25 protein-coding genes are annotated in these 26,750 nt (G+C 68.0%); 13 read left to right on the forward strand and 12 right to left on the reverse strand.

What is annotated here, in order from left to right; all coding sequences use genetic code 11:
* Positions 1-6: 6 nt before the first annotated feature.
* Entirely contained in the window at positions 7-444 is a 438-nt protein-coding gene (locus VYI76_RS05320; protein ID WP_326523725.1) for a DUF3576 domain-containing protein, read from the reverse strand.
* 184 nt (positions 445-628) lie between these two features.
* Here VYI76_RS05320 and VYI76_RS05325 point away from each other — a divergent pair, with 184 nt between their 5' ends.
* On the forward strand, positions 629-1,345 hold the full coding sequence (locus tag VYI76_RS05325; RefSeq protein ID WP_326523726.1) for a hypothetical protein: 717 nt from the start codon (positions 629-631) through the stop codon (positions 1,343-1,345).
* A gap of 142 nt (positions 1,346-1,487) precedes the next feature.
* Here the strand turns inward: VYI76_RS05325 and VYI76_RS05330 are convergent, their stop codons facing one another.
* Positions 1,488-2,009 (reverse strand): thiamine phosphate synthase, encoded by a 522-nt coding sequence (locus tag VYI76_RS05330; protein WP_326523727.1) that lies wholly within the window; start codon positions 2,007-2,009, stop codon positions 1,488-1,490.
* 22 nt (positions 2,010-2,031) lie between these two features.
* Here VYI76_RS05330 and VYI76_RS05335 point away from each other — a divergent pair, with 22 nt between their 5' ends.
* Together VYI76_RS05335 and VYI76_RS05340 are read left to right on the forward strand one after the other, a co-directional pair.
* On the forward strand, positions 2,032-2,697 hold the full coding sequence (locus VYI76_RS05335) for a YggS family pyridoxal phosphate-dependent enzyme (protein ID WP_326523728.1): 666 nt from the start codon (positions 2,032-2,034) through the stop codon (positions 2,695-2,697).
* Positions 2,697-3,359 (forward strand): HAD family hydrolase, encoded by a 663-nt coding sequence (locus VYI76_RS05340; RefSeq protein ID WP_326523729.1) that lies wholly within the window; start codon positions 2,697-2,699, stop codon positions 3,357-3,359. The genes VYI76_RS05335 and VYI76_RS05340 overlap by 1 nt, the downstream gene beginning before the upstream one ends.
* Here the strand turns inward: VYI76_RS05340 and ribA are convergent.
* From ribA to VYI76_RS05360, 4 genes are all read right to left on the reverse strand, one after another.
* Positions 3,356-4,405 (reverse strand): GTP cyclohydrolase II, encoded by a 1,050-nt coding sequence (ribA, locus tag VYI76_RS05345; protein ID WP_326523730.1) that lies wholly within the window; start codon positions 4,403-4,405, stop codon positions 3,356-3,358. The two genes, VYI76_RS05340 and ribA, sit on opposite strands and share 4 nt — an antisense overlap.
* The gene (locus VYI76_RS05350) at positions 4,402-5,190 is read right to left on the reverse strand and encodes an exodeoxyribonuclease III (RefSeq protein ID WP_326523731.1); all 789 of its coding nucleotides are present in this window, start codon (positions 5,188-5,190) and stop codon (positions 4,402-4,404) included. Before VYI76_RS05350 ends, ribA begins: the two co-directional genes overlap by 4 nt.
* 400 nt (positions 5,191-5,590) lie before the next feature.
* Positions 5,591-6,187, reverse strand: a complete 597-nt coding sequence (locus VYI76_RS05355; RefSeq protein WP_326523732.1) for a LolA family protein — start codon at positions 6,185-6,187, stop codon at positions 5,591-5,593.
* Between the two features lie 66 nt (positions 6,188-6,253).
* A complete protein-coding gene (locus VYI76_RS05360) occupies positions 6,254-8,566 on the reverse strand; it encodes a DNA translocase FtsK (protein WP_326523733.1) in 2,313 nt (770 codons plus the stop codon).
* A 223-nt stretch (positions 8,567-8,789) separates the two neighbouring features.
* Between VYI76_RS05360 and VYI76_RS05365 the strand changes: the two genes are divergently transcribed.
* The 3 genes from VYI76_RS05365 (at position 8,790) to VYI76_RS05375 (ending at position 12,936) form a co-directional block, all read left to right on the forward strand.
* Positions 8,790-10,007 (forward strand): FAD-dependent monooxygenase, encoded by a 1,218-nt coding sequence (locus tag VYI76_RS05365; protein WP_326523734.1) that lies wholly within the window; start codon positions 8,790-8,792, stop codon positions 10,005-10,007.
* Between the two features lie 391 nt (positions 10,008-10,398).
* Complete coding sequence (locus tag VYI76_RS05370; protein ID WP_443018903.1) at positions 10,399-12,315, forward strand: ribonucleoside-diphosphate reductase subunit alpha; 1,917 nt, start codon at positions 10,399-10,401, stop codon at positions 12,313-12,315.
* Positions 12,316-12,558: 243 nt separating this feature from the next.
* Positions 12,559-12,936 (forward strand): endonuclease domain-containing protein, encoded by a 378-nt coding sequence (locus tag VYI76_RS05375; protein ID WP_326523735.1) that lies wholly within the window; start codon positions 12,559-12,561, stop codon positions 12,934-12,936.
* Positions 12,937-13,019: 83 nt separating this feature from the next.
* Here the strand turns inward: VYI76_RS05375 and VYI76_RS05380 are convergent, their stop codons facing one another.
* On the reverse strand, positions 13,020-13,283 hold the full coding sequence (locus VYI76_RS05380) for a DUF2171 domain-containing protein (RefSeq protein ID WP_326523736.1): 264 nt from the start codon (positions 13,281-13,283) through the stop codon (positions 13,020-13,022).
* Positions 13,284-13,492: 209 nt separating this feature from the next.
* On the opposite strand from VYI76_RS05380, the gene VYI76_RS05385 reads away from it, so the two are divergent.
* From VYI76_RS05385 to VYI76_RS05415, 7 genes are all read left to right on the forward strand, one after another.
* On the forward strand, positions 13,493-13,816 hold the full coding sequence (locus tag VYI76_RS05385; protein ID WP_326523737.1) for a hypothetical protein: 324 nt from the start codon (positions 13,493-13,495) through the stop codon (positions 13,814-13,816).
* A 118-nt stretch (positions 13,817-13,934) separates the two neighbouring features.
* Positions 13,935-14,135 (forward strand): hypothetical protein, encoded by a 201-nt coding sequence (locus tag VYI76_RS05390; protein ID WP_326523738.1) that lies wholly within the window; start codon positions 13,935-13,937, stop codon positions 14,133-14,135.
* A complete protein-coding gene (locus VYI76_RS05395) occupies positions 14,132-14,416 on the forward strand; it encodes a hypothetical protein (protein ID WP_326523739.1) in 285 nt (94 codons plus the stop codon). Before VYI76_RS05390 ends, VYI76_RS05395 begins: the two co-directional genes overlap by 4 nt.
* 6 nt (positions 14,417-14,422) lie before the next feature.
* Positions 14,423-15,484, forward strand: a complete 1,062-nt coding sequence (locus tag VYI76_RS05400) for a ribonucleotide-diphosphate reductase subunit beta (protein WP_326523740.1) — start codon at positions 14,423-14,425, stop codon at positions 15,482-15,484.
* 100 nt (positions 15,485-15,584) lie between these two features.
* Positions 15,585-15,785, forward strand: coding sequence for a hypothetical protein (locus VYI76_RS05405; RefSeq protein WP_326523741.1), 201 nt, complete (start codon positions 15,585-15,587; stop codon positions 15,783-15,785).
* A gap of 109 nt (positions 15,786-15,894) precedes the next feature.
* Positions 15,895-17,901: a TonB-dependent receptor gene (locus VYI76_RS05410; protein WP_326523895.1), complete on the forward strand. Its 2,007-nt coding sequence runs from the start codon at positions 15,895-15,897 to the stop codon at positions 17,899-17,901.
* Between the two features lie 684 nt (positions 17,902-18,585).
* Positions 18,586-19,815, forward strand: a complete 1,230-nt coding sequence (locus tag VYI76_RS05415) for a dipeptidase (protein WP_326523742.1) — start codon at positions 18,586-18,588, stop codon at positions 19,813-19,815.
* 9 nt (positions 19,816-19,824) lie between these two features.
* On the opposite strand, the gene VYI76_RS05420 is transcribed toward VYI76_RS05415, so the two are convergent.
* The 5 genes from VYI76_RS05420 to cobT all read right to left on the reverse strand — a co-directional run bounded on the left by VYI76_RS05420 (position 19,825) and on the right by cobT (position 26,706).
* Entirely contained in the window at positions 19,825-20,829 is a 1,005-nt protein-coding gene (locus VYI76_RS05420) for a histone deacetylase family protein (RefSeq protein WP_326523743.1), read from the reverse strand.
* Entirely contained in the window at positions 20,822-22,006 is a 1,185-nt protein-coding gene (nhaA, locus tag VYI76_RS05425; RefSeq protein WP_326523744.1) for a Na+/H+ antiporter NhaA, read from the reverse strand. Before nhaA ends, VYI76_RS05420 begins: the two co-directional genes overlap by 8 nt.
* 88 nt (positions 22,007-22,094) lie before the next feature.
* Positions 22,095-24,497 (reverse strand): TonB-dependent receptor, encoded by a 2,403-nt coding sequence (locus VYI76_RS05430; RefSeq protein WP_326523745.1) that lies wholly within the window; start codon positions 24,495-24,497, stop codon positions 22,095-22,097.
* Between the two features lie 63 nt (positions 24,498-24,560).
* Positions 24,561-24,845, reverse strand: a complete 285-nt coding sequence (locus tag VYI76_RS05435; protein ID WP_326523746.1) for a ribbon-helix-helix domain-containing protein — start codon at positions 24,843-24,845, stop codon at positions 24,561-24,563.
* 28 nt (positions 24,846-24,873) lie between these two features.
* Positions 24,874-26,706: a cobaltochelatase subunit CobT gene (gene cobT / locus VYI76_RS05440; protein WP_326523747.1), complete on the reverse strand. Its 1,833-nt coding sequence runs from the start codon at positions 26,704-26,706 to the stop codon at positions 24,874-24,876.
* Positions 26,707-26,750: the final 44 nt, after the last annotated feature.

The raw sequence follows: 26,750 nt of genomic DNA on the forward strand, positions 1-26,750 counted from the left end.
CCCGGATCACTTGGTGATGGCGCTGCGGCGAAGGTCGCGCGCGCGGGTGAGGATGATGTCCTCCAGCTTCTGCACGGTCGCCGCCTGCACCGGGGCCGCGATCCACTGGCCGCCCTGGCTGACCTGGCGCAGCGCCGCGACGCGTACCGCATCGGCGCGCAGATCCTGGTCGAGGATCGACACCGTCACCTTCATCCGCTCGGTCGGGGTGTTGGGGTTGGTGTACCAGTCGGTCACGATCACGCCGCCGTTCGAATCGGTCTGCAGCAGCGGCATGAAGCTCAGCGTGTCGAGCGTCGCGCGCCACAGATAGCTGTTGACGCCGATCGTCGTCACCTGGCTGGCGGCCAGGTCGGCGGTGCGCGGACGGTCGCCGCCGCGCCCGCAGGCGGCCAGCGCCAGCAACATGAGGCTCACGAGAGCGGTACGCGAACGCGGGGTCATCGGCGGGTCCTCAGAAAAAAACGAGCCATGGTTCAGGCGACACGCCTCTATAGATCACCGGCGGCGCGCCGCAAGCGCGCGGCGAGTCTGTGGACAAGCTGCAACACTCGGCAGGAAAAGATTCCTTGCGGTGGAACCGCGCGGCCGTTCCGTGGTAGCGCTCTCACCTGGAGTGGGAATCGTAATGGTCGCAATGCGCATCATCGTCGGATCGGGCCTCGTGCTGGCATTTGCCGGCGCGTGCGCTGTCGTGCCGGCGATGGGTGCCGAGGACGGCCGTACCGCGCCCCGTCGCGTCGCCGATCCGTCGGCGGGTATCGGTTCGTTCACCCCCGCCTCGGGCGATCCGAAGCTTGCCGCCGTGCTGGCGCGCGCCGGTATCGCCGGCAACGGCTTCCGTTTCACCCCATCGGGCGCGGGCAAGGCGGGCCAGCACGCGGTGACCGTCGCGGTGCGCGCCCGCTCGTCGCGTGAGGTCGTTGCGGCTGCTGCGGATCGCGGGCCGGCGACGACGGGCACGATCGCCATGGCGCCGATCGCCTATAACCTGGGTGTCGCGGTGGGCTGGAAGCGGTTCGCCGTGTCGGGCGATCTCGCCAAGGTCGATCTCGCCGGCGTGCCGGGCAGCCGTGAGAGCGCGGATGTCGGCGTCAGCTACACCGGCAACGCCTTCAGCGGCCGCGTGAAGGCGGAGGCCGCGCGTCCGATCGGCAACGAACCGCGCCTGATCGCCGAACAGCCCAGCTATTCGATCGACGTCGGCGGCGCCTATCGCATTACCCGCAACCTCGATGTGACGGCCGGTGTCCGCTACAAGAGCGAGCGCGAGCGCCTGCCGCAACTCACTGACACCCGCCGCGACAGCCAGTCGGTGTATCTGGGGACTGCGTTCAGGTTCTGATGATCCGCCGCAGTTCAGCGAAGCTGGACGCGCATCGCGGATCATCCGGCCGGCCTCGCGAAGCGAGGTCCGACGGCGCGAATTCACTTCGCGCCGCGATCCGGACCCCTGCGGGCGGCAGGCCCGTACGTTATCACCGCGACTAGCCCGTTTCTATCCACGCATCGATCCCCGCCCAGCCGTGGACTCCCGTTCCCCGCACCCGCCGGAACCGCGCCTCGCTCATCCCCCCCAGTGCGACCACAGGCATCGGCGCCCCGCGCACGATCGCGGCCATCCGCACCACACCCAGTTCCCGCGCGCCGGGATGCGACCGTGTTGCGAACACCGGTGACACGAACACCACATCCGCCCCCGCGCGGATCGCAGCCACCATCTCCGGTCGCGAATGCACCGACCGGCTGACCAGCCCGCGCCGCCGTCGCCCATTGTGCGATCCGCCCGGCCCGTCGAGCCCGCCCGCGCCCAGCACCACCAGCCCCTTCCGTTTCGCCGTGTGCGCGATCCGTGCCATCAGCGCCCGCCGCGCGCGCATCGGCCAGCCATGGTGGCGCACCACGATCCCGCTTCCCCGCGGCAACCGGCCGATCGCGTCCCACAATGCGTCGCCCATCCGTTCGTCGGTCATCAGCCAGCGGTGGGGGACGGGGTGGCGGCGGGGCATCGACCCCCCTATAGCGCGCGCCATGCCAGCAGACGATGCCGCCCGGCGCCTTGCCGATGTCCAGACCCGCATCGCCCGCGCCGCGAAGCGTGCGGCGCGCGATGCATCCGACGTTGCGCTGGTCGCCGTATCCAAGACCCATGACGCCGATGCGATCCGCCCGCTGATCGCCGCCGGCCAGCGGGTATTCGGCGAGAACCGGGTGCAGGAAGCCGTCGGGAAATGGCCCGCGCTGCGCGGCGAGACCCCGGATATCGAACTGCACCTCGTCGGCCAGCTCCAGTCGAACAAGGCGGCGGAGGCTGTCACGCTGTTCGACGCGATCCATTCGCTCGACCGCACCTCGCTGGTCACCGCACTCGCGCACGAGGTCCAGGCGCAGGGGCGCCACCCCCGGCTGTTCGTCCAGGTCAATGTCGCCGACGAGCCTCAGAAGGGCGGCTGCGCGGTGCGCGAGGTGCCGGCACTGCTCGCCGGGGCGCGCGCCGCCGGCCTGACGATCGACGGCCTGATGTGCGTCCCGCCGCTCGGCCTTGAACCCGCGCCGTGGTTTGCCCTGCTCGCGAAGATCGCCCGCGATGAAGGGCTCGCCGCGCTCAGCATGGGGATGAGCGACGACCTGGAAACCGCGGTGACGATCGGCGCAACGCATGTCCGCGTCGGCACCGCGCTGTTCGGCGCGCGCTGATGCGGTTCGGCGCGCTGCTGTTCGATTTCGACGGTGTTCTGGTCGAAAGCGAATATGCCGGTAATCGGCAGATCGCCGACTATCTGACCGGCATCGGCCATCCGACCACGCCCGAGGATTCGATGGCGAACTTCATGGGCCTGTCGGGCGCGGATTTCATCGGCGCGATCGAACGCTGGATGGGGCGCGGCCTGCCCGAGGATTTCCACACGGTGCGTGCGGCGGAGGATGCCCGCGCGATCGCCGGAGGGGTGGGGGAGGTCGCCGGTGCGGCGGCCTTCGTCCGATCGTTGCCGGCCGCCCTGCCCAGGGCGATCGTCTCGTCGAGTTCGAGCCGCTGGATCCGCGCTCACCTTGCCCACATCGGGCTCGATTCGGCGTTCGGTGACCACATCTATTCGGGCCGCGAACATGTGACCCGCGGCAAGCCCGCGCCGGACCTCTATCTTCACGCCGCGGCGGCGCTCGGCGTGCGGATCGCCGATTGCGCGATCATCGAGGATTCGCCCGTCGGCGCGACCGGGGCGGTGGCGTCGGGCGGCCATGTCATCGGCCTGTGCGCGGGCAGCCACTGCGCGCCCGGCCACCATACACGCCTCCGCGCGCTCGGCGTCGCCGACATCGCCGACAGCTTCGAGGATGTCGCGCGCCTGCTGGCCTAAAGCTGGTGACCGGTCCGGTCGCGCTTGGTGGCCAGATAGCGTTCGTTGTGCGGGTTGGCGGGCAGCGCCAGCGGCACCCGCTCGGTCACCGCAATGCCTGTGCCTTCCAGCGCCGCGACCTTCGCCGGATTGTTGGTCAGCAATCGCACCCGGCGTTGGCCCAGCAGGCCCAGCATCCGGCCCGCCACGCGGAAATCGCGGGCATCGATCGCGAAGCCCAGCCGGGTATTGGCATCGACCGTGTCGAACCCCTGGTCCTGCAACGCATAGGCGCGCAACTTGTTGGTGAGGCCGATCCCGCGTCCCTCCTGCCGCAGGTAGAGCAGGATGCCCCAACCGCCGCCCGCGATGCGGCGCAGCGCCTCGTGCAGCTGCGGCCCGCAATCACACTTCAGGCTGCCCAGCACGTCGCCGGTCAGGCATTCGCTGTGCAGCCGGACAAGCGGCGGACTGCCGTCGGGGCGGCCGAGGATCAGCGCGACATGCTCGCCCGCGGCCTCTGGCGTGCGGAAAGCGACGATCTCGGCATCGTCGGCCACCGCGACCGGCAGGCGCGCGCGCGTCGCTATGGCGAGCCGGCCGGCATCCTCATGCGCGTCGATGTCGGCGGCGGCGATCGCCACGTCCACGTCGCCGCCCTCCCGCACGAAGAAGGCGGGCAGGACGCCGGCGATCCGCGCGAGGCGCAACGCCGCCGCCGCCGCCTCTGGACGTACGACCGGTATCGCGCGGAACGGGCCCTTCAGCGGAGTCGCAAGGTCGAGTTGCGGATCGGCGAGCGCGGTCGCCGCCGCGAAATCGAGCCATGCCGCGCGCCCGACCAGCACCGGCGCATCGGGGTCCGCCGCCGCGAGCTGGTTGGCGAGCTTCAGCGTCGCCGCCCGCCCTGCCGACAGCAACACGCCTGCCTCGCCTGCGGCGTCGAACGCGGCCAGCCGTACCGGATCGCCGGTCTCGATCGCCAGCATCGCCAGCCCGTCGATCGCGATCGGCCAGCCGCGCCGCAGCGCGTCGATCGCCCGCGCCGCCGCGCGCGGATCGCTCAAAGATCGAACTCGGTCACGATCGGCACATGGTCCGACGGCTTCAGCCAGCTGCGGCATGGCTCGCACACGCGGTGCGACACCGCCTTGTCGGCGACGGCCGGGCTCGCCCACATGTGGTCGAGCCGCCGCCCGCGATCCGACGCCGCCCAGTCCTTCGCGCGATAACTCCACCAGGTATGCAGCCGGGCCGGCGCGGGGTGGAACCTGCGGCCAAGGTCTACCCAGCCGTGCGCCGCCTGCATCCGGTCGAGCGCCGCGATCTCGATCGGCGTATGGCTCACCACGTCGATCAGCGCCTTGTGGCTCCACACATCCTCGGGCAGCGGCGCGATGTTGAAGTCGCCGGTAAGCACCGTCGGCACGTCGAGCGCGGCGGACCAGGCGGTCATCCGCTCGACGAAATCGAGCTTCTGGCCGAACTTGGGGTTCAGGTCGCGATCCGGAATGTCGCCGCCGGCCGGCACATAGACATTCTCCAGCCGCAACCCGTTCGCCAGCCGTACGCCGACATGCCGCGCTTCGCCGTTCGCCTGCCAGTCCAGCCGGTCGTCCTCGATCAGCGGCACCTTGCTGACGATCGCCACCCCGTGATGCATCCGCTGGCCGTGGATGATGACATGGTCATATCCCAGCGCGCGGAACGCGGCGGCCGGGAAATCGGCATCGATCACCTTGGTTTCCTGCAGGCACAGGATGTCGGGTGCTTCCTGCGCCAGAAACTGTTCGACGATGCCGATGCGGAAGCGCACCGAATTGATGTTCCACGAGGCGATGGACAGGGTCATGCGGGCGGGATGTAGGGGCTTTGCGCCGCTGCGTCACGGGGGCGGCGTAGGGATGCGGAGCGTGGAGACCGTCTCCGCTCGCCCTGGGCCGGTCTGAGCCTGGGCCTGTCCAACGGTGCCCTTCCGGTCTGCCCACGCCGCGGCGAAACCGCGTCGTCGGACGGACGTTGCCGGCCGGCCGTGGCGTTTTGGAGTCGCGCCGCAGGATGCGGCGTGCCCCAAATGCCAAAAGGCCCCCGCTCCGGGGGCATGGAGCGAGGGCCGACCTGGCGTTCGTCACGCAGGCAGGAGGGGGGGCCGGATCATCCGGGCAACAGGGGGAAATCCCGGAACAGGATGGCCCCCGCCTCCGCAAGGGAGGCAATAGCCGTGTTTTCCTGTCGCTTAGATGAACGCGCGGTCAGTTTCGCGGGCCGCGGCTCTGCGGATCGCGCCAGCGGAACGTCCCGTCGCTCACCGGCACGTCGAACCTCTGGTTCGACAGGCGGATGGTGGTGCGGTTGTTCTGCGAATCCAGCGCCACCCAGCCCTGCAGCATCAGCCCGCCCGGCGCCGACGCCTGTTTCTGGAAGATCAGCGTGATGCGGCCGTATTCGGGCCGCTTGGGATCGTGGGCCTCGATGCTCAGCACGTTGGGCGCGTTGCTCGACACCACCGTGGCGAATCGCGAAATGTCCTTCGACGGATCGAGCAACACGCCCAGCGGCGAATTGCCGACCGGCCAGCGCTGGCGCTGTCCCACCGAATAATCGAGGAACCACAAGTCCTTACCGTCGCCGACGATAAGGATCGGCACGCCCTTTTCATACTGGAACCGAATCTTGCCCGGCTTCTTCAGCGTCATCACGCCGGTCAGCACCTTGCCGGCGCGATCGGTCTGGCTGAAGCTGGCGGTCATCGTGTTGACGGCGCGCAGGTGCTGCTGGATCTGCGCCAGCTCGGGCGCCTGCGCGGCGGCAGGAACGGCGATCGCGAACGCGGCCGCGGCAATAATCATCGGTCTGTACATGTCTGCCCCTTGGCTGAACGGCGTTGAACGCGGTGTGAACCCGGATGGTTTCAGCTACACCAGCGGCCGGCCGTCCTCGTCCATCAGCACCTCGCGGCGGCCGACGTGGTCGGGGCGGCTGACCAGGCCGTCCTGTTCCATCCGCTCGATCAGCCGCGCGGCGCTGTTATAGCCGACGCGCATCTGGCGCTGGAGCCAGCTGGTCGAGGCCTTCTGGCTCTGCGCGACGTGCTGGATCGCCTTGCGGTACAGCTGGTCCTCGGGCGAATCGTCACCGGTCGGCGCGCCGTCCATCGAAAAGCCGCCGTCGCCGTCGGGTTCGTTGGTGACGGCGTCGATATAGTCGGGCTCGCCCTGGCCGCGCCAGAAATCGGCGACCGCCTGCACTTCCTCGTCGCTGACGAACGGGCCGTGGACGCGCGCCGTCCCGCGCCCGCCGGGCATGTACAGCATGTCGCCCTTGCCCAGCAGCTGTTCGGCGCCCTGTTCGCCCAGGATGGTGCGCGAATCGATCTTCGACGTGACGTGAAAGCTGATGCGCGTCGGCAGGTTTGCCTTGATGACACCGGTGATGACATCGACCGAGGGGCGCTGCGTCGCCATGATGAGGTGGATGCCCGCCGCGCGCGCCTTTTGCGCCAGCCGCTGGATCAGGAATTCCACTTCCTTGCCCGCCGTCATCATCAGGTCGGCCAGCTCGTCGACGATGATGACGATCTGGGGCAGCACCGCCAGGTCGAGCGTCTCCTCCTCATACTGGGGCTTGCCGTTGTCGTCGTAGCCGACGTGGACGCGCCGCCCCAGCGCCTGCCCCTTGGCCTTGGCCGCGCGCACCTTGTCGTTGAAGCTGGCGAGGCTGCGGACGTTGACGCTCGCCATCATGCGATAGCGGTCCTCCATCTGCTCGACCGCCCATTTCAGCGCGCGGACCGCCTTGGGCGGCTCGGTCACCACGTCGGCCAGCAGGTGCGGGATGCCCTTGTAGATGCTGAGTTCTAGCATCTTGGGGTCGATCATGATCATCCGGCACTGATCCGGCGTCATCCGGTACAGCAGAGACAGGATCATGCAGTTGAGGCCGACCGACTTGCCCGATCCCGTCGTGCCGGCGACAAGCAGGTGCGGCATCGGCGCCAGATCGGCGACCACCGGATCGCCGGCGATGTTCTTGCCCAGCACCAGCGGCAGGCCGGTCGCCTGGTCGAACGCGTCGCTGCCGACCAGTTCGTGCAAGGCCACCGCCTCGCGCCGCGCGTTGGGCAGCTCGATGCCGATCACGCTGCGTCCCGGAATCGTCGCGACCCGCGCGGAGATCGCCGACATGTTGCGCGCGATATCGTCGGCCAGCGCGATCACGCGCGTCGCCTTGATGCCTGGCGCGGGTTCCAGCTCGTACATCGTCACGACCGGGCCGGGTCGCACCTCGACGATCGCGCCCTTGACGTGGAAATCGTCGAGCACGCTTTCCAGCAGCCGCGCGTTGCGTTCCAGCGCGGCCTTGTCGATCGTCGGATTGGCGCTCGGCGGCGCGGGCGTCAGCAGGTTGATCGGCGGCAGCTTGTAATTGTCGCGCAGGTCGAGAGAGGCCTGGCGTGCTTCCTTCTTGGCTGGTGCCGGCGCCACCTGGCGGTCTGCGATCAGCGGTCCGGGCCGGTCGGTCGGCACCGCGACCTTGCGCGGCATCGCCGCCACGGGGGCCGGCGGCTCGTCGACCGGCGCCTCGATCGCGCGGCGATCGTCGGCGCCGGACCCGCGCCGGTCGCGGCCGAAGCGCGGCAACGCCAGCCGGCGCTCGCTCAGGTCGATGTTGACGCCCTTCACCCACACCGCGATGCCCGCCAGGCCCAGCGCGACGCCGACGCCGCGCTGCGTCCACAGCGCCACGGTCGGCTCGCCGATCAGGGCGATCACCCATTTGCACGCATCGGCGACGGCCAGGCCGACGATCCCGCCCCAGCCGCCCGGCAGCGCCAGCACCGATTCGGACGAGAGGAACGCGAACGCGCTCGCCATCAGTGCCACGCCGATGAAGGTCGTGCGCGTCATCCGCCCCCAGCGCCCGACCGGCACGTCGCGCCACAGCCGCGCGGAAAACACCAGCCCCAGCGGCAGCATCAGCGCGACGGCCGGGCCCAGCACGATCAGCAGCAGGTCGGCGATCACCGCGCCGGGCGCGCCGATCAGGTTGCGCGCCGGCCCGCCCGCGGCGGTGTTCAGCGACGGATCGCCGGGATGATAGCTGACCAGCGCCAGCGCGACGACGATCGTCGCCAGCAACAGCGCGACGGCGCCCAGCATCGCGCCCGATCGCCGCGCGCCCGCCTTCATCGTGTCGCGCCACAGATAGGGCGCAGCCCGGCTCGCCATGATTCGTCCACCCCCGAATTTCAGGCACATATTGTCCGCCTGCGCGGACTCGGCGTCAAGGCGCCGCCATTGGCAGCCACCGCCTTCGTGCTTAGAGAACCGGGGCAACCTTCATTTCCGTTCGCCCTGAGCCCGTCGAAGGGCCGCCTTTCTTCCTCGCCAGAGAAGGACAGTGCTACGACAAGCTCGGCACGAACGGTTGCGGATCAGGAGTGAGCAATAGATGCAACGCGCGGACGTCCTCATCCTCGGCGGCGGGCTGGTCGGCAGCGCGCTCGGCGTCGCGCTCTCGGCGCATGGCCTGACTAGCGTCATTGTCGACATCGCCGATCGCGACACGATCCTGGCGGCGGGCTTCGACGGCCGCGCCTCGGCGATCGCCAGCGCGCCGTACCGGATGTTGGAAGCGATCGGGGTGACCGGTCGGCTGGCCGGCGTCGGCTGCCCGATCGAGGGGATCCGCGTCAGCGACGGGCTGGAACCCGGCGCGCTCGATTTCGCGCCCGACGCCGACGGCGATCCGCTCGGCACGATGTTCGAGAACCGCCACCTGCGCCGCGCGCTGCTCGACGCCGCCGACGCCGCGCCGAACGTCGATCTGCGCATGCGCACCCGCGCGGTCGCGGTCGATCGCACGCCCCACGGCGTCACCGCGACGCTCAGCGACGGGACCGAGGTCGCCGCCGCGCTGCTGATCGCCGCCGAAGGCCGCAATTCTCCCACCCGCGACGCCGCGGGGCTGCGGGTGGCGCGCTGGACCTACGATCACGCGGCGATGGTCTCGTCGTTCCACCACGAACACAGCCACGAAAACATCGCCTACGAGATCTTCTATCCCGCCGGCCCCTTCGCGCTGCTGCCGCTCAACGACGACGCGGACGGGCATCGTTCGGCGATCGTCTGGTCGGTCCGCGCCGCGGACGGCCCCGGTATGCTCAAGCTGTCGGACCGCGCCTGGCTGTACGAAGCGGAGAAGCGCATGGGCGGCTTCCTCGGGACGCTCAGCGGGCTCGGTCGGCGCTCGAGCTATCCGCTCGGCTTTCACCATGCGGCGAAGATCACCGGCACGCGGCTCGCGCTGGTCGGCGATGCCGCGCACGGCATCCACCCGATCGCGGGACAGGGCGTCAACGTCGGCTTCCGCGACGTCGCGACGTTGGTCGAGGTGCTGGTCGAAGGCCGCCGCACCGGCATGGATCTGGGCGATGCGCAGCTCCTCGCCCGCTACGAACGCTGGCGCAGCCTCGACACCTTCATGGTCGCCGCCGCCACCGACGGCCTGACCCGCCTGTTCGGCATCCCCGGCCGCACCGCCAGCGCGGTGCGCCGCCTCGGCCTGTCGACGGTGCAGAAGCTGCCACCGCTGAAGGACCGCTTCATGGCCGAGGCGCGGGGCGAAAGCGGGCAGGTGCCCCGGCTGCTGTCAGGCTTCCTCGTCTGAGCGTTCGCCCACACTGTCCACACCGGACTCACATCAAAATATTTTTCGTTCCCTCGATGTTCGCTTGCGTTTGCCGAACATCAGAGAAGTCCACGCGTCGCGCCTGATCTCCTTCGCCTTCGGCGCTGTGAGACGAGTCAAATCATCGACGAACCGTTGATCGTCCGCGCTTGCGTTAATTGGCGAACAGGCACAATCTGTTGTGGTTGTGTCGGGGGACCAACCCAAGCCTTGGTGATTTCGGTCCGTGATACCATATCGCGGAGCGAAAGGAACCTTGCCCCGGCACCGGCTACGGTCTCGATTTGTTCTCGGACAATCGCGGCCAAGGGTGGTAGCATGGCGGTGCGCCCGAGTCGGGCCCGCCGCACGAACGGACAGGGAACGGGCGATGGATTTCAGGGATAGTGCGGAGAGTGGAGTGAGCGACGCGACGACCATGCTGGAGGCGCCGGTGGATACCGTGGCCACCGATGCGAAGGATTCGCGCCACATCGCCAGGCCCTATCCGGTCGAGGTCGATCACGGCCGTGACGCGCTGCTCACCGAATTCGGCAAGGATACGCTGAAGGACCGCTATCTGCTGCCGGGCGAAAGCTTTCAGGATCTGTTCGTCCGCGTCGCCTCCGCGTATGCCGACGATGCCGCGCACGCGCAGCGCATCTATGATTACATCAGCCGGCTGTGGTTCATGCCGGCGACGCCGGTGCTGTCGAACGGCGGCACCGGGCGCGGCCTGCCGATTTCCTGCTTCCTCAATTCGGTGCCCGACAGCCTGAACGGCATCGTCGATACCTGGAACGAGAATGTCTGGCTCGCCTCGCGCGGCGGCGGCATCGGCACCTATTGGGGCAATGTCCGCGGCATCGGCGAGCCGGTGGGGCTCAATGGCAAGACCAGCGGCATCATCCCGTTCGTCCGCGTGATGGATTCGCTGACGCTGGCGATCAGCCAGGGGTCGCTGCGGCGCGGCTCGGCCGCCTGCTATCTCGACATCTCGCATCCGGAGATCGAGGAGTTCCTGGAAATCCGCAAGCCCTCGGGCGATTTCAATCGCAAGGCGCTCAACCTCCACCACGGCGTGCTGATCCCCGACGCCTTCATGGAAGCGGTGCGCGACGGCGCGGAGTGGGAGCTCAAGTCGCCGAAGGACGGCTCGGTGCGCGGCAAGGTCGATGCGCGCTCGCTGTTCCAGAAGCTGGTCGAGACCCGCCTCGCCACCGGCGAACCGTACATCGTGTTCTCGGACACGGTGAACTCGACGATGCCCAAGCATCACCGCGATCTGGGCCTCAAGGTCTCGACCTCGAATCTCTGCTCCGAAATCACGCTGCCGACCGGCAAGGATCACCTGGGCAACGAGCGTACGGCGGTGTGCTGCCTGTCCTCGCTCAACCTCGAGACCTGGGATCAGTGGAAGGACGAGAAGGGCTTCGTCGAGGACGTGATGCGCTTCCTCGACAACGTCCTCCAGGATTACATCGATCGCGCCGAGCCCGGCATGGAAAAGGCCGCCTATTCGGCCGGCCGCGAGCGTTCGGTCGGCCTCGGCGTGATGGGCTTCCACTCCTTCCTCCAGGCGCGCGGCCTGTCGATGGAAGGCGCGATGGCGAAATCGTGGAACCTCAAGATCTTCAAGCATGTCCGTGCCCAGGCCGACGCCGCGTCGATGGCGCTCGCGGTCGAGCGCGGCCCGTGCCCCGACGCCGCCGACATGGGCGTGATGGAACGCTTCAGCTGCAAGATGGCGATCGCGCCGACCGCGTCGATCAGCATCATCTGCGGCGGCACCAGCGCGTGCATCGAACCGATCCCGGCCAATATCTACACCCACAAGACGCTGTCGGGCTCGACCAGCGTCAAGAACGTCCACCTCGAAAAGCTGCTGTCGGAGAAGTCCAAGAACTCCGACGCGGTGTGGAATTCGATCCTCGAACGCGGCGGATCGGTGGCGCACCTCGATTTCCTGTCGGACGATGAGAAGGCGGTGTTCAAGACCAGCTTCGAGATCGACCAGCGCTGGCTGCTCGAACTCGCCGGTGATCGCACGCCCTATATCGACCAGGCGCAGTCGCTGAACCTGTTTATCCCGGCCGACGTGGAAAAATGGGACCTGCTGATGCTCCATTTCCGCGCCTGGGAACTGGGGATCAAGTCGCTCTACTATCTCCGCTCGAAGAGCATCCAGCGCGCGGGCTTCGCGGGCAGCGAGGGCCAGGGCGGCGTGGAAGCCGACAACACGCTCGACAAGCCGCAGTTCACTTTGGGCGAGACGACGGATTACGACGAGTGCCTGGCGTGTCAGTGACACGGGCGGCCTGACCTTGCGCCAGCAAGGTCAGGACTCGCCACGCCGGGCAGCGGTGCGGGCATGGCCCGCAACGTCTGACGACGGGGCGGATGGAGTGAACGGATGCCACAGCCCCCGCACCCCTCCGGCGCTTCGCGCCTCCATCCCTCTCTCACAAGGGAAGAGGGAAGCGAGGGCGATCAAACCCCCTCTCCCCTTGTGGGAGAGGGAGGGGCCCGCGCCGCACAGCGGCGTGGGAGGGTGAGGGGGAATGTCGAAGGCCTGACCAAGCGTCAGTTGCTGCCGCCGCTGACCGTGCTTCGATCCCGCGAATTGCGCCGCAACGCGACCGAGGTCGAGAAACGGTTCCGGCGCGCCATTCGCGAAGCCGCGCCGGTCGCGAAATTCCGGTTCCAGGTACCGATCGGGCCATATCATGCCGACTTCTGTTCGCATCGCGCGCGGTTGATCGTCGAACTCGATGGAGGCCAGCATGATGAGGAGCGCGACGCGCGTCGGACGCAGTATCTGGAGGGCGAGGGTTACCGCGTGATTCGGTTCTGGAACAACGATGTGGTCGAAAATCTGGAGGGCGCGATCCTGCGGGTGCTGGAACATCTTGGAGAGGTGCGGGCGTGATCTTTGCGTCCCCCTCACCCTTCCGGCGCTATGCGCCTCCCTCCCTCTCCCACAAGGGGAGAGGGACAGCAGGTGCGCGTCCCCTAGTCCGCTTCTTCCTCGAACAGCATCGCGTTTGCGGCCGTCGCGCTCAGGCGCACCGTGTCGCCTTCCACCTCGGCGACCAGGCCGATCGGGATGCGGTGATGGTGCCCTTCGTGGCTGCCGGTCGCGCCCTCGACCTCGGCGGAGGAATCCTTCTTCGTCAGCTTGATATGGTCGCCCTCGACGCGGTCGACGGTGCCGACATGGACGCCGTCGGCGCCGATGACGTCCATATGCTCGCGGATATTGCTGGCGTCGGTCATGGCCTGTCTCCCTGGATGGTTACCGCGGCAGAACGCGTGCGGGCGGAGTTGGCTGCATGACCGGTCCCTCGCCCCGCAAACCGCTTTCCTATTTGGATTCCGGCGCTCACGATGCCGCTGTCATGGATCGCCGCGCCAGCCCTGAGTCGCGCTTTCGCACACGCCTGCGCGCCGTCGTGACACGGATCGCAGCGGCAAAGGTGACAAAGGTGACGAAGGCTGACGAATGCACCGCGTTCGCGTCACCTTTGGCGCTCGCGCTGCTGCTCCCGCTGGCGGCCTGCGCGAAACAGGTGTCGTCGGTGGTCAGCGCCGCGCCCGACACGCCGGGCTTTCTGCTCGGGGCTTGGCACGGCTTCATCTTCCCCGTCGCCTGGGTGCTGTCGCTGTTCCTGCCCGACGTCGCCGTCTATGCCGTGCCCAACAACGGCGGCTGGTATGATTTCGGCTATTTCCTCGGCATCGTCGTGTTCGGCGTCGGCGCGCGCAAGACGAAGACGGTGACGGTCGTGAAGTGGCGGGAACGTCGATGAGTGCGGGTGTGGGCGCCCTTGCTTTGCGCGAGCAAAGCAATGAGTCGCCACGGCCGGCGGCGGGATCGGCGCAGCCGGTCACGTCCGACGGCGTGGCGCTTGGTGAGGCGAACGCGTGATGCCGCTCGAAACCGTCATCATGTACGCCGTCGCGGCGGTGCTGGCGGCGACCGGCGCCACGCTGCTGCTGATGCTCACCCGCCCGCGCCCGGCCGGGCAGGTCTATGCCTTCCGCATGATCGGCATCATGGCGCTCGCCGGCGGCACCGTGCTGGCGATGAGCGCGACGATGATGTGGCAGTGGAGTGTCGAGGGGTGAGTATCCTGCTCGAAACCAGACCTTACCATCTGTTCATCGGCTTCCTGTTGCTGGTCGGTGGCATGGTGGTCATGCCCGCTTTGGCGAGCGCGGTTATCGGGCTGGCCGTCAAGCTGAACTTGCTGATACTGGGTTCATTGTACGAATGGCAGAAGGTGGGTTTCGCTCACCTGGGCACCTTTTTTGCAGTCATCTCCGCTCTGGTCGCCGGCTACGGCGCTGCCATGCTCGCCGCAGCCATGGCCGTCCGCGTAGGTCTTATATCAAATCCTTGGGAGTAACCCTCAATGTCCCTCCTCTCCGCCCGCAAGACCTACAAGCCCTTCGAATATCCCTGGGCGTATGAATTCTGGAAGCGCCAGCAGCAGATCCACTGGATGCCCGAGGAGGTGCCGCTGGGCGAGGATTGCCGTGACTGGGCGCAGAAGCTGACCGATCACGAGCGCAATTTGCTCACCCAGATCTTTCGCTTCTTCACCCAGGCCGATGTCGAGGTGCAGGATTGCTACCACGAGAAATACGGCCGCGTGTTCAAGCCGACCGAGATCAAGATGATGCTCGCCGCCTTCTCGAACATGGAGACGGTGCACATCGCCGCCTACAGCCACCTGCTCGACACCATCGGCATGCCCGAGAGCGAATATGGCATGTTCCTCGAATATACCGAGATGAAGGACAAGCACGACTATCTGCAGACCTTCGGCGTCGACAATGACGAGGATATCGCAAAGACGCTGGCGATGTTCGGCGGCTTCACCGAGGGGCTTCAGCTGTTCGCGTCGTTCGCGATGCTGATGAACTTCCCCCGCTTCAACAAGATGAAAGGGATGGGCCAGATCGTGTCCTGGTCGGTGCGCGACGAAAGCCTGCACTGCGAAGGCATCATCAAGCTGTTCCACACCTTCGTGAAGGAGCGTGACTGTCTGACCGCATCGGTCAAGAAGGACATTCGCGACATGTGCCACACGACGGTGGACCTGGAGGATGCCTTCATCGACCTGGCGTTCGAACAGGGCCCGGTCAACGGCATGAGCCCCGACGAGATCAAGCGCTACATCCGCTACATCGCCGACTGGCGGCTGGGGCAACTGGGGCTGAAGCCGATGTTCATGATCAAGGAACACCCGCTGCCCTGGCTCGCACCGCTGCTCAACGGCGTCGAGCACGCCAATTTCTTCGAACAGCGCGCGACCGAATATTCGAAGGGCGCGACGCGGGGCCAGTGGAACGAGGTGTGGTCGAGCTTCGACAAGCGCCAGAAGGCCAAGGCCGCGCCCGCCGCTAACGAGGATGCCGGCGAGGATGGCGAGGGCGACATGTTCGCGCAGGCGGGCGTGGCGGCCGAGTAAGCGGCCCGATCCGCTACCCTGGATTGGCACCGGATCGGATGCGTTCGGTCTGGACGGATAGGGTCGGGCCATGATCCCCTCTCTCGAAAGGAGGACGATCATGGCCGACTATTATGTGAACAACCGCGCGCAGACGAATGGTGACCATGAGGTGCATGTCAGCGGATGCGGCTACATGCCGGGTGATGCGAAATATCTCGGTGATTTCGCATCCTGCTGGCCGGCGGTTACCGAGGCCAGGCGAACGTACAGCACAGCCAATGGCTGTGCCTATTGTTGCCCGGCCTGCCACACGAGCTGACATCTGTTCTCGCTTCAACGATAGCGACCAGTCTGCAAGCGATCGTGGCCGGCGGGTTGGCCGTTTGGCGGGTGTACTGGGCGGGCTCGCGCTGCTCGCGTCGCCTGCCATGGCGCAGGAGCCGGTGGCGGAAGTCGTCGTCACCGGTCGCGGGCTCGATCCCGCTCCGGGTGACCGCACTGGCGCGGTGGTGACGATCGACCGTGATCGCATCGCCGCCAGTGCCGCCGCCCGGCTCGAAAGCGTCCTTGCCGACGTCGCCGGGCTCCAGCAGTTCCGTCGGTCCGATTCACGCAGCGCCAATCCGACCAGCCAGGGGCTGTCGCTGCGCGGTATCGGCGGCAATGCCTCCAGCCGGGCACTGCTGATCCTCGACGGTGTGCCCCAGGCCGATCCGTTCGGCGGCTGGGTCGCCTTCCCCGCCTATGCCACCGACCGGCTGGGAAGCGTGCGGGTGACGCGGGGCGGCGGCAGCGGATATCACGGCCCCGGCGCGCTCGCCGGGACGATCGAGCTGGAAAGCGCGAGCGCTGCTCAATTGACGCCGCTGACCGCGCGCCTCGCCTATGGCGGCCGCGCCGCGTTCGAGGGGCAGGGGAGCACCGCGCTGATCGAATCCGGCGGGTTCGCCACCCTGTCCGCCGCCTACGCCCGCGGGGAAGGCTTTGTGCCGGTCATCGCCGAAAACCGTGGCCTGGCCGACCGCGCCGCGCCTTATGAGCAAGCGTCGGTCGCGGCGCGCGGCGTGATCGGTGTCGGTCGTTCGACCGAGCTTCAGGCCAATGTGTCGGCCTTCACCGACCGGCGCGATCGCGGCACCGATTTCACCGTCAATCGCAGCGAGGGCGCCGACGCCAGCCTGCGCCTCGTCGGGCGCGGCACGTGGAAATGGTCGGCGCTCGGCTATATCCAGACCCGTGCCTTCGCCTCCAGCTTTGCCGGTGTCGACGCGGCGCGCACCGTCGCGACCCGGACACTCGACCAGTATAACACCCCCGCAACCGGGCTCGGCGCGCGGATCGAGGCATCGCCGCCGGTCGGGGGCGACGTGTCGCTGCGGTTCGGCGCCGATGTGCGCGCGGTCGAGGGGCGGACGCAGGAGCTCTACAGCTTCGTCGCGGGCCAGCCGACCCGGCGGCGCGCGACGGGCGGAGCCAGTCGGACGATCGGCGCCTTCGCCGATGCCGCCCTGGAAGTGGGCACCCTGACCCTCACGCTCGGCGCCCGGCTCGACCGCTGGCGCATCGCCGACGGAACGCTCGCCGAATATCCGCTTGCCGGTGGTGCCCCGACGAGCGATCTGCGGTTCGCCGACCGGAGCGGCAACGAGGCGAGCGGGCGGATCGGCGCGGCCTGGGCCGCGCTGCCCACGCTCCAGCTGCGCGCGGCTGTCTATCGCGGCTGGCGGCTGCCGACGCTCAACGAACTCTATCGCCCGTTTCGCGTCGGCGCCGACGCGACAGCCGCCAACCCGTTGCTCGCGCCCGAACGGCTGGCCGGCTATGAAGCCGGCGCACGCTGGCGTCCGGCGGGCGGCGTCACCCTCGCCGTGACCGCATTCGACAATCGGCTGACGGATGCCGTCGCCAATGTCGCGGCGGGCAGCGGACCCGGCAGCTTCCCCGGTGTCGGCTTCATCGCGGCAGGCGGTGTCTACCGGGTACGGCAGAACCTCGATGCGATCCGCGCCCGCGGGATAGAATTCGATGCGGAAGCCGGTCGCGGGCCCGTTTTCGTCCGCGCTTCATGGAGCCATGTCGTGTCGCGCGTCGAGGCGACGGGATCGGCCGCCGCGCTCGATCGTCTCGCCCCGGCGCAGACGCCGCGGGATCAGCTGTCCGCGACCCTCGGCTGGCGGCGCGATGTGGCGGCGGCCTCGGTGACGCTGCGCCATGTCGCCGCGCAGTTCGAGGACGACCAGAATCTGCGCCGCCTGGCCGCCGCGACCACCCTTGATGCGTCCGCCGCCCTGCCTCTCATGCCGACGCTGGTGCTGGAGGCCCGCGCCGAAAATCTGGCCGACGCTCGTGTGGAAGCGGGGATCAACGGCGCCGGCGTGGTCGAACGCGCGACTCCGCGCACGCTCTGGATCGGCCTGCGCTATGGTGGCCGCTAGCTGTTCAGCCCTGTCATCTGGTGGATCGGGTTGCGGGTGAACCGGCCTGGCTCTGCCGTCCGGATTTTGGCGATCTATTCGCAGGGTGTGACACCGCATCTCGATGAACAAATCACAAACAAGCCTTCGGCCACCCCGCATGGTCATACCGGCGTCGGCCCGTCCGTCTTCAGAGCGATCAGGGTGGCGTCAGGCTATCGATCGGCGCTGTCAGTCGGACGCGAGCTGGTCTCCATCGGATGCACGTCAGGCAGGTAGGGCGGGATCTCAGGCGGCAAGATTTCGCTGCCCGGCCAGCGCGGCTGACCTATCACGCTTCCTGGTGAAATCGCTTTCCAAAGCCGCGCCTTCGTGGCCCATGGCACACTACGAAAACGCCATTTTGCCATTGGGCTTGGCGCTCGATCTCCGTCGCTTCCGCCGCTCCTGTCACAGCTTTCGGCTCGCTGCCTCGTCCGTCTGACAGACCCGCTTACGTTGGCGAACCGGGGCCGGATACGCGCACCCCGGTCCGTAGAAACAGGTAAGCCCCGTCGCTTTCGCGGCGGGGCTCCCCAAGAACGATCGTCCGCACGAGGCTTCCGGTCGTTCAAATCGCTCGTTCTTTCGTTCAAGCGGGGTATCAACGCCGGCCCGTCGCGGCTAGTTCCGTCGGCGACGCAATAATTCTTCGGGAGCCTGCCGGTGATCGTCCTCGCCCTTCTTCTCGCCACGCCGCAGGCCGCCGATCCGGCGATCACGTCTCGCGTGGCGCGCGTGCTCCAGACGGCGCCGGTGATCGACGGACACAACGACCTCCCCTGGGAAATCCGCGAACGGCACGAATCCAGGGTCGAGAGCATCGACCTGACAAAGAACACAGCCGCCCTGCCCTTCCCGATGCAGACCGATATCCCGCGCCTGAAGAAAGGCGGCGTCGGCGGACAGTTCTGGTCGGTGTACATCCCCGCCACCACGACCGGCCCGCGGGCGGTGGAGATGACGATCGAGCAGATCGACATCGCCCGTCGCTTCGTCGCCGCCAATCCGCAGGCGTTCGAAATGGCGACGACCGCCGCCGACGTGCGCCGCATCGCAAAGGCCGGCAAGGTCGCGTCGCTGCTGGGCATCGAGGGCGGCCATTCGATCGACGGCCGCCTGTCCGTGCTGCGCCAGATGAAGGAACTGGGCGTCGGCTACATGACGCTGACCCATGGCCGCAGCCTCGACTGGGCCGACAGCTCGACCGACGCGCCGCGCTCGGGCGGGCTCAGCGATTTCGGGCGCAAGGTCGTCCAGGAAATGAACCGCGTCGGCATGATCGTCGATGTCAGCCACGTGTCCGACGCGACGATGGCCGCCGCGCTCGACGTGTCGAAGGCGCCGGTGATCGCCAGCCATTCCAACGCCCGCGCGCTCGCGGACCGGCCGCGCAACATCTCCGACGCGCTGCTGGCGCGGATCGGCCGGGCGGGCGGCGTGGTAATGCTCAATTTCTACCCCGCCTTCCTGTCGAAGGACTGGAGCGACTGGGACAACCGCCGCCGCGCCTTTGCAAGGTCGGCTGGCGTATCATCGGATGTCTATGGCCCGCGCGGGCCCGCACCGCTGGTCGAATGGGTGCGCGCCAACCCGATGCCGCTGGTCGATGTTAAGGCGGTGGCCGACCATGCCGAACATATCGCGAAGGTCGCCGGCAAGGGCGCAGTCGGCTTCGGCGGCGACTATGATGGCATCAGCGGCACGTCGCCGGAAGGGATGACCGGCGTCGACAGCTATCCACTGGTGCTCGCCGAACTGGCGCGGCGCGGGTGGAGCGATGCCGATCTCGCCGGGCTGACCTCGGGCAATGTGCTGCGCGCGATGGAGGCGGTGGAAGGGGTCGCCGCGTCGATGAAGGGGCTGCCGCCGATTGACGCGACAAACCGCGAGTAACACGGCGCCTCAGAACCCGTCGAGGAAGCTCGCGACATTGGCGCCGAGCGCGCTTACCGCATAGCCGCCCTCCATCAGGACGACGCAGGGCAGGCCGCGCGCGGCGATGTCGCCGGCCAGTATCGCATAGTCGGGCGTGCGCAGGCGGAACGCGCTGATCGGATCGCCTTCCCAGGTGTCGGCGCCGAAGCTGACGACGACTATTTCCACGCCGAACGCCGCGATGGCGTCGAGCGCCCGCGCCTGCGCCGCGCGGAACGGCGCCAGCGTCGTCCCCTGCGCGAGCGGCAGGTTCAGCGTCGTACCGGCACCCTCGCCCTCGCCCGCCTCGTCCGCATGTCCCCAGTAGAACGGATAGTCGGTGGCGGGATCGGCGTGGATCGAGGCGTAGAACACGTCGCCGCGCGTCCAGAAGATATCCTGCGTGCCGTTGCCGTGGTGATAGTCGATGTCGAGGATCGCGACGCGCGCCACGCCGCCATCGCGCGCGGCCTGGGCGACGATCGCGGCGGTGTTGAGATGGCAATAGCCGCCGCAATAGTCGGCGCCGGCATGATGCCCCGGCGGCCGGCACAGCGCGAAGGCGGCGCGGTCGCCCGCCAGTACGGCGTCGAGCGCGGACAGACCCGACTGCACGCTCCAATAGGCCGACGTCCAGCTGTCGGCGGTCAGTGGCGTCGCCGCGTCGATGCTGTACCAGCCGGCCAGCGCGTCGATCCGGTCGAGCCGCAGCGGCCGGCGCCGTACCGCCGGCCAGGTGTAGCCGATCACGTCGCCCTCGCGCCCGTCAGCCAGCCAGCGCGCGGGTGCGGTCTTCAGATAGTCGAGATAGGCGGCGGCATGGACGCGGGCAATCGGGGTCTCGCCGTGGTCGGCCGGCCGTTCGGTCCCGCCGATCGCCGCCAGGATCGCCTCGGCCCGCGCCGGCACCTCGGCATAGGCGCTCCAGCCGCCGTTGTGGAACTCGCGCGATGGCGCATGGGCGAGCTGGCGCGGGTCGAAAAAGCTACGCATCGGCGGTCCTTCGATGTGCGAACCGCAGTACCAGATAGCCGATCGCGCCCGACAGCAATGATCCCGCCAATACCCCCAGCTTCACGCGGTCGGCGAGCAGCGGATCGCCGGGAAAGGCGAGCGCGCCGATGAACAGGCTCATCGTGAAGCCAATCCCCGCCACCGCCGACACGCCGTAGATCTGCGCCCAGCCGGCGCCGGTGGGTCGCGGCGCGATACCCGCCTTCACCGCGATCCAGATCGCCCCGAAAATGCCGAGCTGCTTGCCGACGACCAGCCCGGCGGCGATCCCCAGGACCACCGGCTCCGCGAGCGTCTCCAGGCTCATGCCGAACAGCCGGACGCCCGCGTTGGCGAAGCCGAACAGGGGGACGATAAGGAAGGCAACCCACGGATTCAGCCGGTGTTCCAGCCGTTCGAGCGGCGCGCCGGCCGGCACCAGCATCGCCGTCATCACGCCGGCGATCGTCGCGTGCACGCCCGACATCAGCGTCAGCAGCCACAGCAGCGCGAAGCCCGCCATGTACGGCCACAGGCTGCGCACGCCGCGCCGGTTCAGCACGTACATCAGTCCGACAACCACCGCCGCGCCGGCGAGCGCCGCGACGTTGATCGAATCGGTATAGGCGACCGCGATGATCGCCACCGCGCCCATGTCGTCGACGATCGCCACCGTCGTCAGGAACAGCTTCAGCGCGGGCGGTGCGCGACTGCCGAGCAGGGCCAGCACACCGATCGCAAACGCGATATCGGTCGCCGCGGGGATCGCCCAGCCGCGCGTCAGCCCCGGTGTCCCCTGCGTCACCGCGAGATAGATGAGCGCCGGCACCGCCATGCCGGCGATCGCGGCGATCACCGGCAGCCGCCGGGCATCGGGCGTCGACAGCCGCCCGCCGGTAACCTCGCGCTTGATCTCCAGCCCGACGAGCAGGAAGAAGATCGCCATCAGCCCGTCGTTGATCCACAGATGGATCGTCATCGGGCCAAGCTTGGGGTTGAGCACCGGCCCGGTCGCGTAGTGCAGGGCGGCGTCGTAGAAACCCGACAGCGCGACCGTGTTGGCGACGATCATCGCCACCGCCGCCGCCGCCATCAGCACGACACCGCCCGCCGCCTCGCTCTGGAAGAAGGCGCGCGACGCGGCGGTCTGTCCGGGCGGGATCGTGTCGCGCACCATGCCGGACACCCTTAGACCACGGCGGGAACCGGGCAAGGCGAACCCGCGCGGATCGGGGCCCGCGACGACGGACCCCGGCCAGCCGGGATCAGAAGCTGTAGTAGAGGCTCAGCACCGCCGACCGCTTCTCTCCGGGCACCGCCCAGCCGTTGTTGCGGATGCCGGTGAAATAGCGCGCGTTGGTGAGGTTCTGGACGTTCAACTGGGCGGTGAGGCCCTGCATCACTTCATAGGAAAGGAACGCGCGGTGCGTGGTGTAGGCCTTGCTCGCGAACACCGGCGTCAGCGCGGTGGTGGGCGCCAGCGGCGTCACCAGCGCCGAGTTGTTGAGCGTGAAGCTGCCCTGATAGGTCAGGCCGTAGCCGAACTGCAGCCCGAACGGCAGCGTGTAGGTGGTGAACAGGCTGCCCGAATGGCGCGGCGTGTTGCCCAGACGCTGGCCGGCCTGGGGATCGGGGATGGCGGTGGAATTGCCGCACGGACTGCTCACCGTCGTACCCACCGTGCGCGGCCCCGGATTGGCTAGGCAGTAGTTCGACACGCTCTGGATCACCTCGCCGTCGAGGTAGGTGTAGTTGGCGAAGATCGACCAGGCCTTGGTGATGTTGCCCGATACGCCCAGCGCAATGCCGTCGACCCGGCTGCGCCCGTCGGTGACCGGCAGGGTGGTGACCACCGGGTCGTTGGTCGCGACACGGTAATTGGTGCGTTCGTTGCGGAACACGGCGGCGGTCAGCTGGAGGTGGCGATCGAACAGGTCGGCCTTGGCGCCGATCTCGAAGCTGCGACCCTTTTCGGGAGGCACGTCGCACGGATCGAGGGTGGTGCCGGCGATGACCGTGCCGCAGCCGGCCCGCACGCTGGCCGCACCCGGTGTCCTGGTGGTGCCGTGCGCGATGTAGAGCGCCGTGGTGGCCGAAGGCTTGAAGACCGCGCCGACACGGTAGGAGAACAGCTCCTCGTCGCTCAACTGGTCAGCGCCGCGCGCGTATACGGAGCCCGTCGCCGGGGTGGTGAAGGTATCGGCACGGAAACGCGTCCTGACCTTTTCCCAGCGCGCACCGCCGTTCAGCTCGAACATCGAGCCCAGTTCCAGCGTGTCGAAGGCATAGACCGCGAAATTGTCGGTATCGCCGTAGGATTTGCCGGAACGGATAAAGTTGATCGGGCCGGCATAGGTGGTGTCGGGATTGGCGATCGAGACCGGCGCGATCACCGGGTTGGGCAGAGCGCCGCCGGCATTGCGGAACAGGTTGCCGGTATCGAGTTCATAGTCCTCGTTCGATGCCGAGGCTCCGACCGCCAGCGTGTTGTGGATGCGCCCCCTCTCGCCCGAAACGATGCGCAGGTCGAGTTGGTTGACCAGCAGGCTGTTCATCTGATTTCGCACGAAACCGCGCGGACCGCTGGGATAATAGGTCCCCGGCACGTTCTGCCCGGCGGGGCACGCGACACCGAGCGGGGTCTGGCCGTTCGCTAGGCAATAGGTGCCCTGCGGCGCGCTGGTCGCGGTGTTCTGCACGACGCGCTGCCAGCGGGTCAGATTGCGCAGCGACACGCCGTCGCTGAACTGGTGGCGGAAGGTGGCCGACAATCGGTCGATCGTCGAATCCTGGTGATCGGTGTTGACGGTACCGAAATAGTCGCTGTCATCGACGCCGGGCACCGGTCCGCCGATGATCGCGTAATAGGGCACCCCATAGACCGGCGTGTTCTCGTCCTTCTGGTGAACATAGCCCAGCGTCAGACTGGTCGGCCCTTCGACGCCGATCGTCACCGACGGTGCCACGCCCCAGCGCTTGTATTGCTCGATATCGCGGCCCGGCACGTCGTTGCGGTGGATCATTGCGTTCAGCCGCACCGCGAGCAGATCGTTGACGCGGTGATTGGCATCGATCGTGCCGCGATAATAGTTGTCGGTCCCGACGCCGCCCGAGACGATCGTCAGGTCGCGCGCCTGCGGCACCTTCGACACCATGTTGATCGTGCCACCCAGCGAGCCGGCGCCGCTGGAAGCGGAGTTGGCGCCGTTATAGACTTCGATCTGCTGCAGGTTGAACGGATCGGTGCGGCTGTACTGCGCGCTGTCGCGCAGGCCGTCGACGGTCAGGTCGTTGTTCGCGCTGTAGCCGCGCAGGTTGATCGAATCGCCGTAACCGCCGCCGCCTTCACCGGCGCCGAAAGTAATCCCCGGGATCGTCTGAAGCGCGTCGCGCAGCGTCAGCAGGTTCTGTTTCCGGAGCGTCTGGTCGGAAATGACGGTGATCGTCTGCGGTGTGTCGAGCAGCGGCGCCGTGGCCTTGGGGCTTTCCACCTCGGCATCGCGCATGCCGGTGACGATCACGTCGCGGCGACTGTCGCTGCCGCGTTCCTGCGCCTGGGTCTGGGGCGTGCCGCCGCCCTGGTTGGGCGTGTCACTGGCGTTGGCGGGCGCGCTGGCGATGAAACCGACGGCCGAAAGGGCAAGAAAGCTTGCGGATGCGCGTGTCACGGAACGGTTCCCCCGAGGATTGAATCGAGGGCCTGCTATTGAGAGTCGTTCGCACCGTCAAGGCTATTGCGAGAGATTCTCATCAATATCTGGCGTCTGTAACAATTGTTGCGCGAGCAGCCAGGTGCGCAACGCGCTGGCGAGGTTCGGGGGATCGTCCGCAGTGATGCGCAGGACGTCGATGCTGGCGATCAGGGCGTTGAGCGGGAGGCGGTGGCGCCGCGCGGCATCCTCCAGCGCCGCCCAGAAAACGGGTTCAAGGCTGATCGACGTCTGGTGCCCGGCGATGGTGACCGATCGCTTGACCGGCCCGGTGAAGCCTCCGGGCGGAGCCGCGATCGTCACCACGTCCTTCCGTCCGGGGAAGGCGCGCCGATCACGACTTCTCGTCGAACAGCCCGGCGAGCTGCTCGATCATCGTGCCCGCCAACTGCTCGGCGTCCATGATCGTCACCGCGCGCTCGTAATAGCGCGTCACATCGTGGCCGATGCCGATCGCGACCAGTTCCACCGGCGAGCGCCCCTCGATCCAGCCGATCACCTGCCGCAGATGGCGTTCGAGGTAGCTGCCGCTGTTCACGCTGAGCGTCGAATCATCGACCGGCGCGCCATCGGAAATGACCATCAGGATCTTGCGGTCCTCGGGCCGTCCGATCAGCCGGCTGTGCGCCCAAAGCAGCGCCTCACCGTCGATATTCTCCTTCAGCAGCCCCTCGCGCATCATCAGCCCGAGCGAGCGCTTGGCGCGGCGCCATGGCTCGTCGGCCTGCTTGTAGACGATATGGCGGATGTCGTTGAGCCGGCCGGGCTGCGGCGGGCGGCCGGCGGCCAGCCAGGCCTCGCGCGCCTGGCCACCTTTCCACGCGCGGGTGGTGAAGCCCAGGATCTCGGTCTTGACGCCGACCCGCTCCAGCGTGCGCGCAAGGATGTCGGCACTGATCGCCGCGATGCTGATCGGTCGCCCGCGCATGGATCCCGAATTGTCGATCAGGATCGTGACGATCGTGTCCTTGAATTCGGTGTCGCGCTCGATCTTGTAGCTCAGCGACAGCATCGGATTGACGACGACGCGCGCCAGCCGGGCGGCATCGAGGATGCCTTCGTCCTGATCGAAATCCCACGATCGCGACTGCTGGGCCATCAGCCGGCGCTGGAGCCGGTTGGCGAGCTTGGTCGCAACGCCCTGCAAATGGACGAGCTGCTGGTCGAGATAGGCCCGCAGCCGATCGAGTTCCTCCTCGTCGCACAGGTCGGTCGCGGCGATCTCCTCGTCGAACGCGCGGGTGAAGGCCTTGTAGTCGAACTGCGGCGACAAATCGCTGAACGGCCGGTTGGGGCGGACGGGCATCATGCCCTCCTCGCCCTCGTCGCCGGGTTCGCCGTCCATGTCGTCCAGGCTGTCCTCGCCCTGTTCGGTGCCTTCGCCGTCGTCGGTGTCGCTATCGCGCGCCTCGCCGCGCGCATCGACCTGGCCCTCGCCGGTGTCGCCGGCCTCGTCACCTTCCTCGCTCTCGTCCTGCTGCTGCTCCTCGGTCCCCTCGTCGTCGCTGCCGCCGTCGTCGTCCTCGTTGGGCAGCATCTCCCCCTCGACGAGTTCGAGGTCCTCGAGCAGCTTCCCGACCAGGCGTGCGAACGCCTGCTGGTCGTCGACCGCCAGGCCCAGCGCATCGAGATCGCCGCCGCCCTTCTCCTCGATCCAGTCACGGACCAGCGCCAGGCCGGTCGCAGCGGACGCCGGCGCCTCGCGTCCCGTCAGCCGCTCGCGCACCAGCAACCCGATCGCGCTCGACAGCGGCACCTCGTCGGCCGAACGCGCGCGGGCGATCGGATCGGACCTCATCCGCATCGTCAGCGCGTGATCGAGGTTGTCGGCGACGCCGGCATATCCCTTTGATCCCAGCGCCTCGACCCGCGCGGTCTCCACCGCGTCGAACACGGCGCGCGCCACCGCCTCATGTGGCGCGCCCCTCGCATGCAGCGCGGCATCATGGTGCTTGAGCCGCAGCGAAAAACCATCGGCGAAGCCGCGGGCCTCGGCGACCTGATCCGGTGGCAGCGTGCGCGCCGGCATCGGCACCTTCAGGTGCCGCCCCGCCTGGGTCGGCGCGTCGGCCGTGAAGGCGAGCTCGATATCACCCCGCCCGGCCAGCGCACGCGACGCGCCGGCGAGTACGGACTTGAAGCGGTCGAGGGGTGTTTCGGAAGCCATCGCTGCATCGGCATGTGACCGCGAGGCCGCGCGAAATCAATGGA

Origin of the sequence: Sphingomonas sp., assembly GCF_035910975.1 — a bacterium.
GTDB lineage: Bacteria > Pseudomonadota > Alphaproteobacteria > Sphingomonadales > Sphingomonadaceae > Sphingomonas.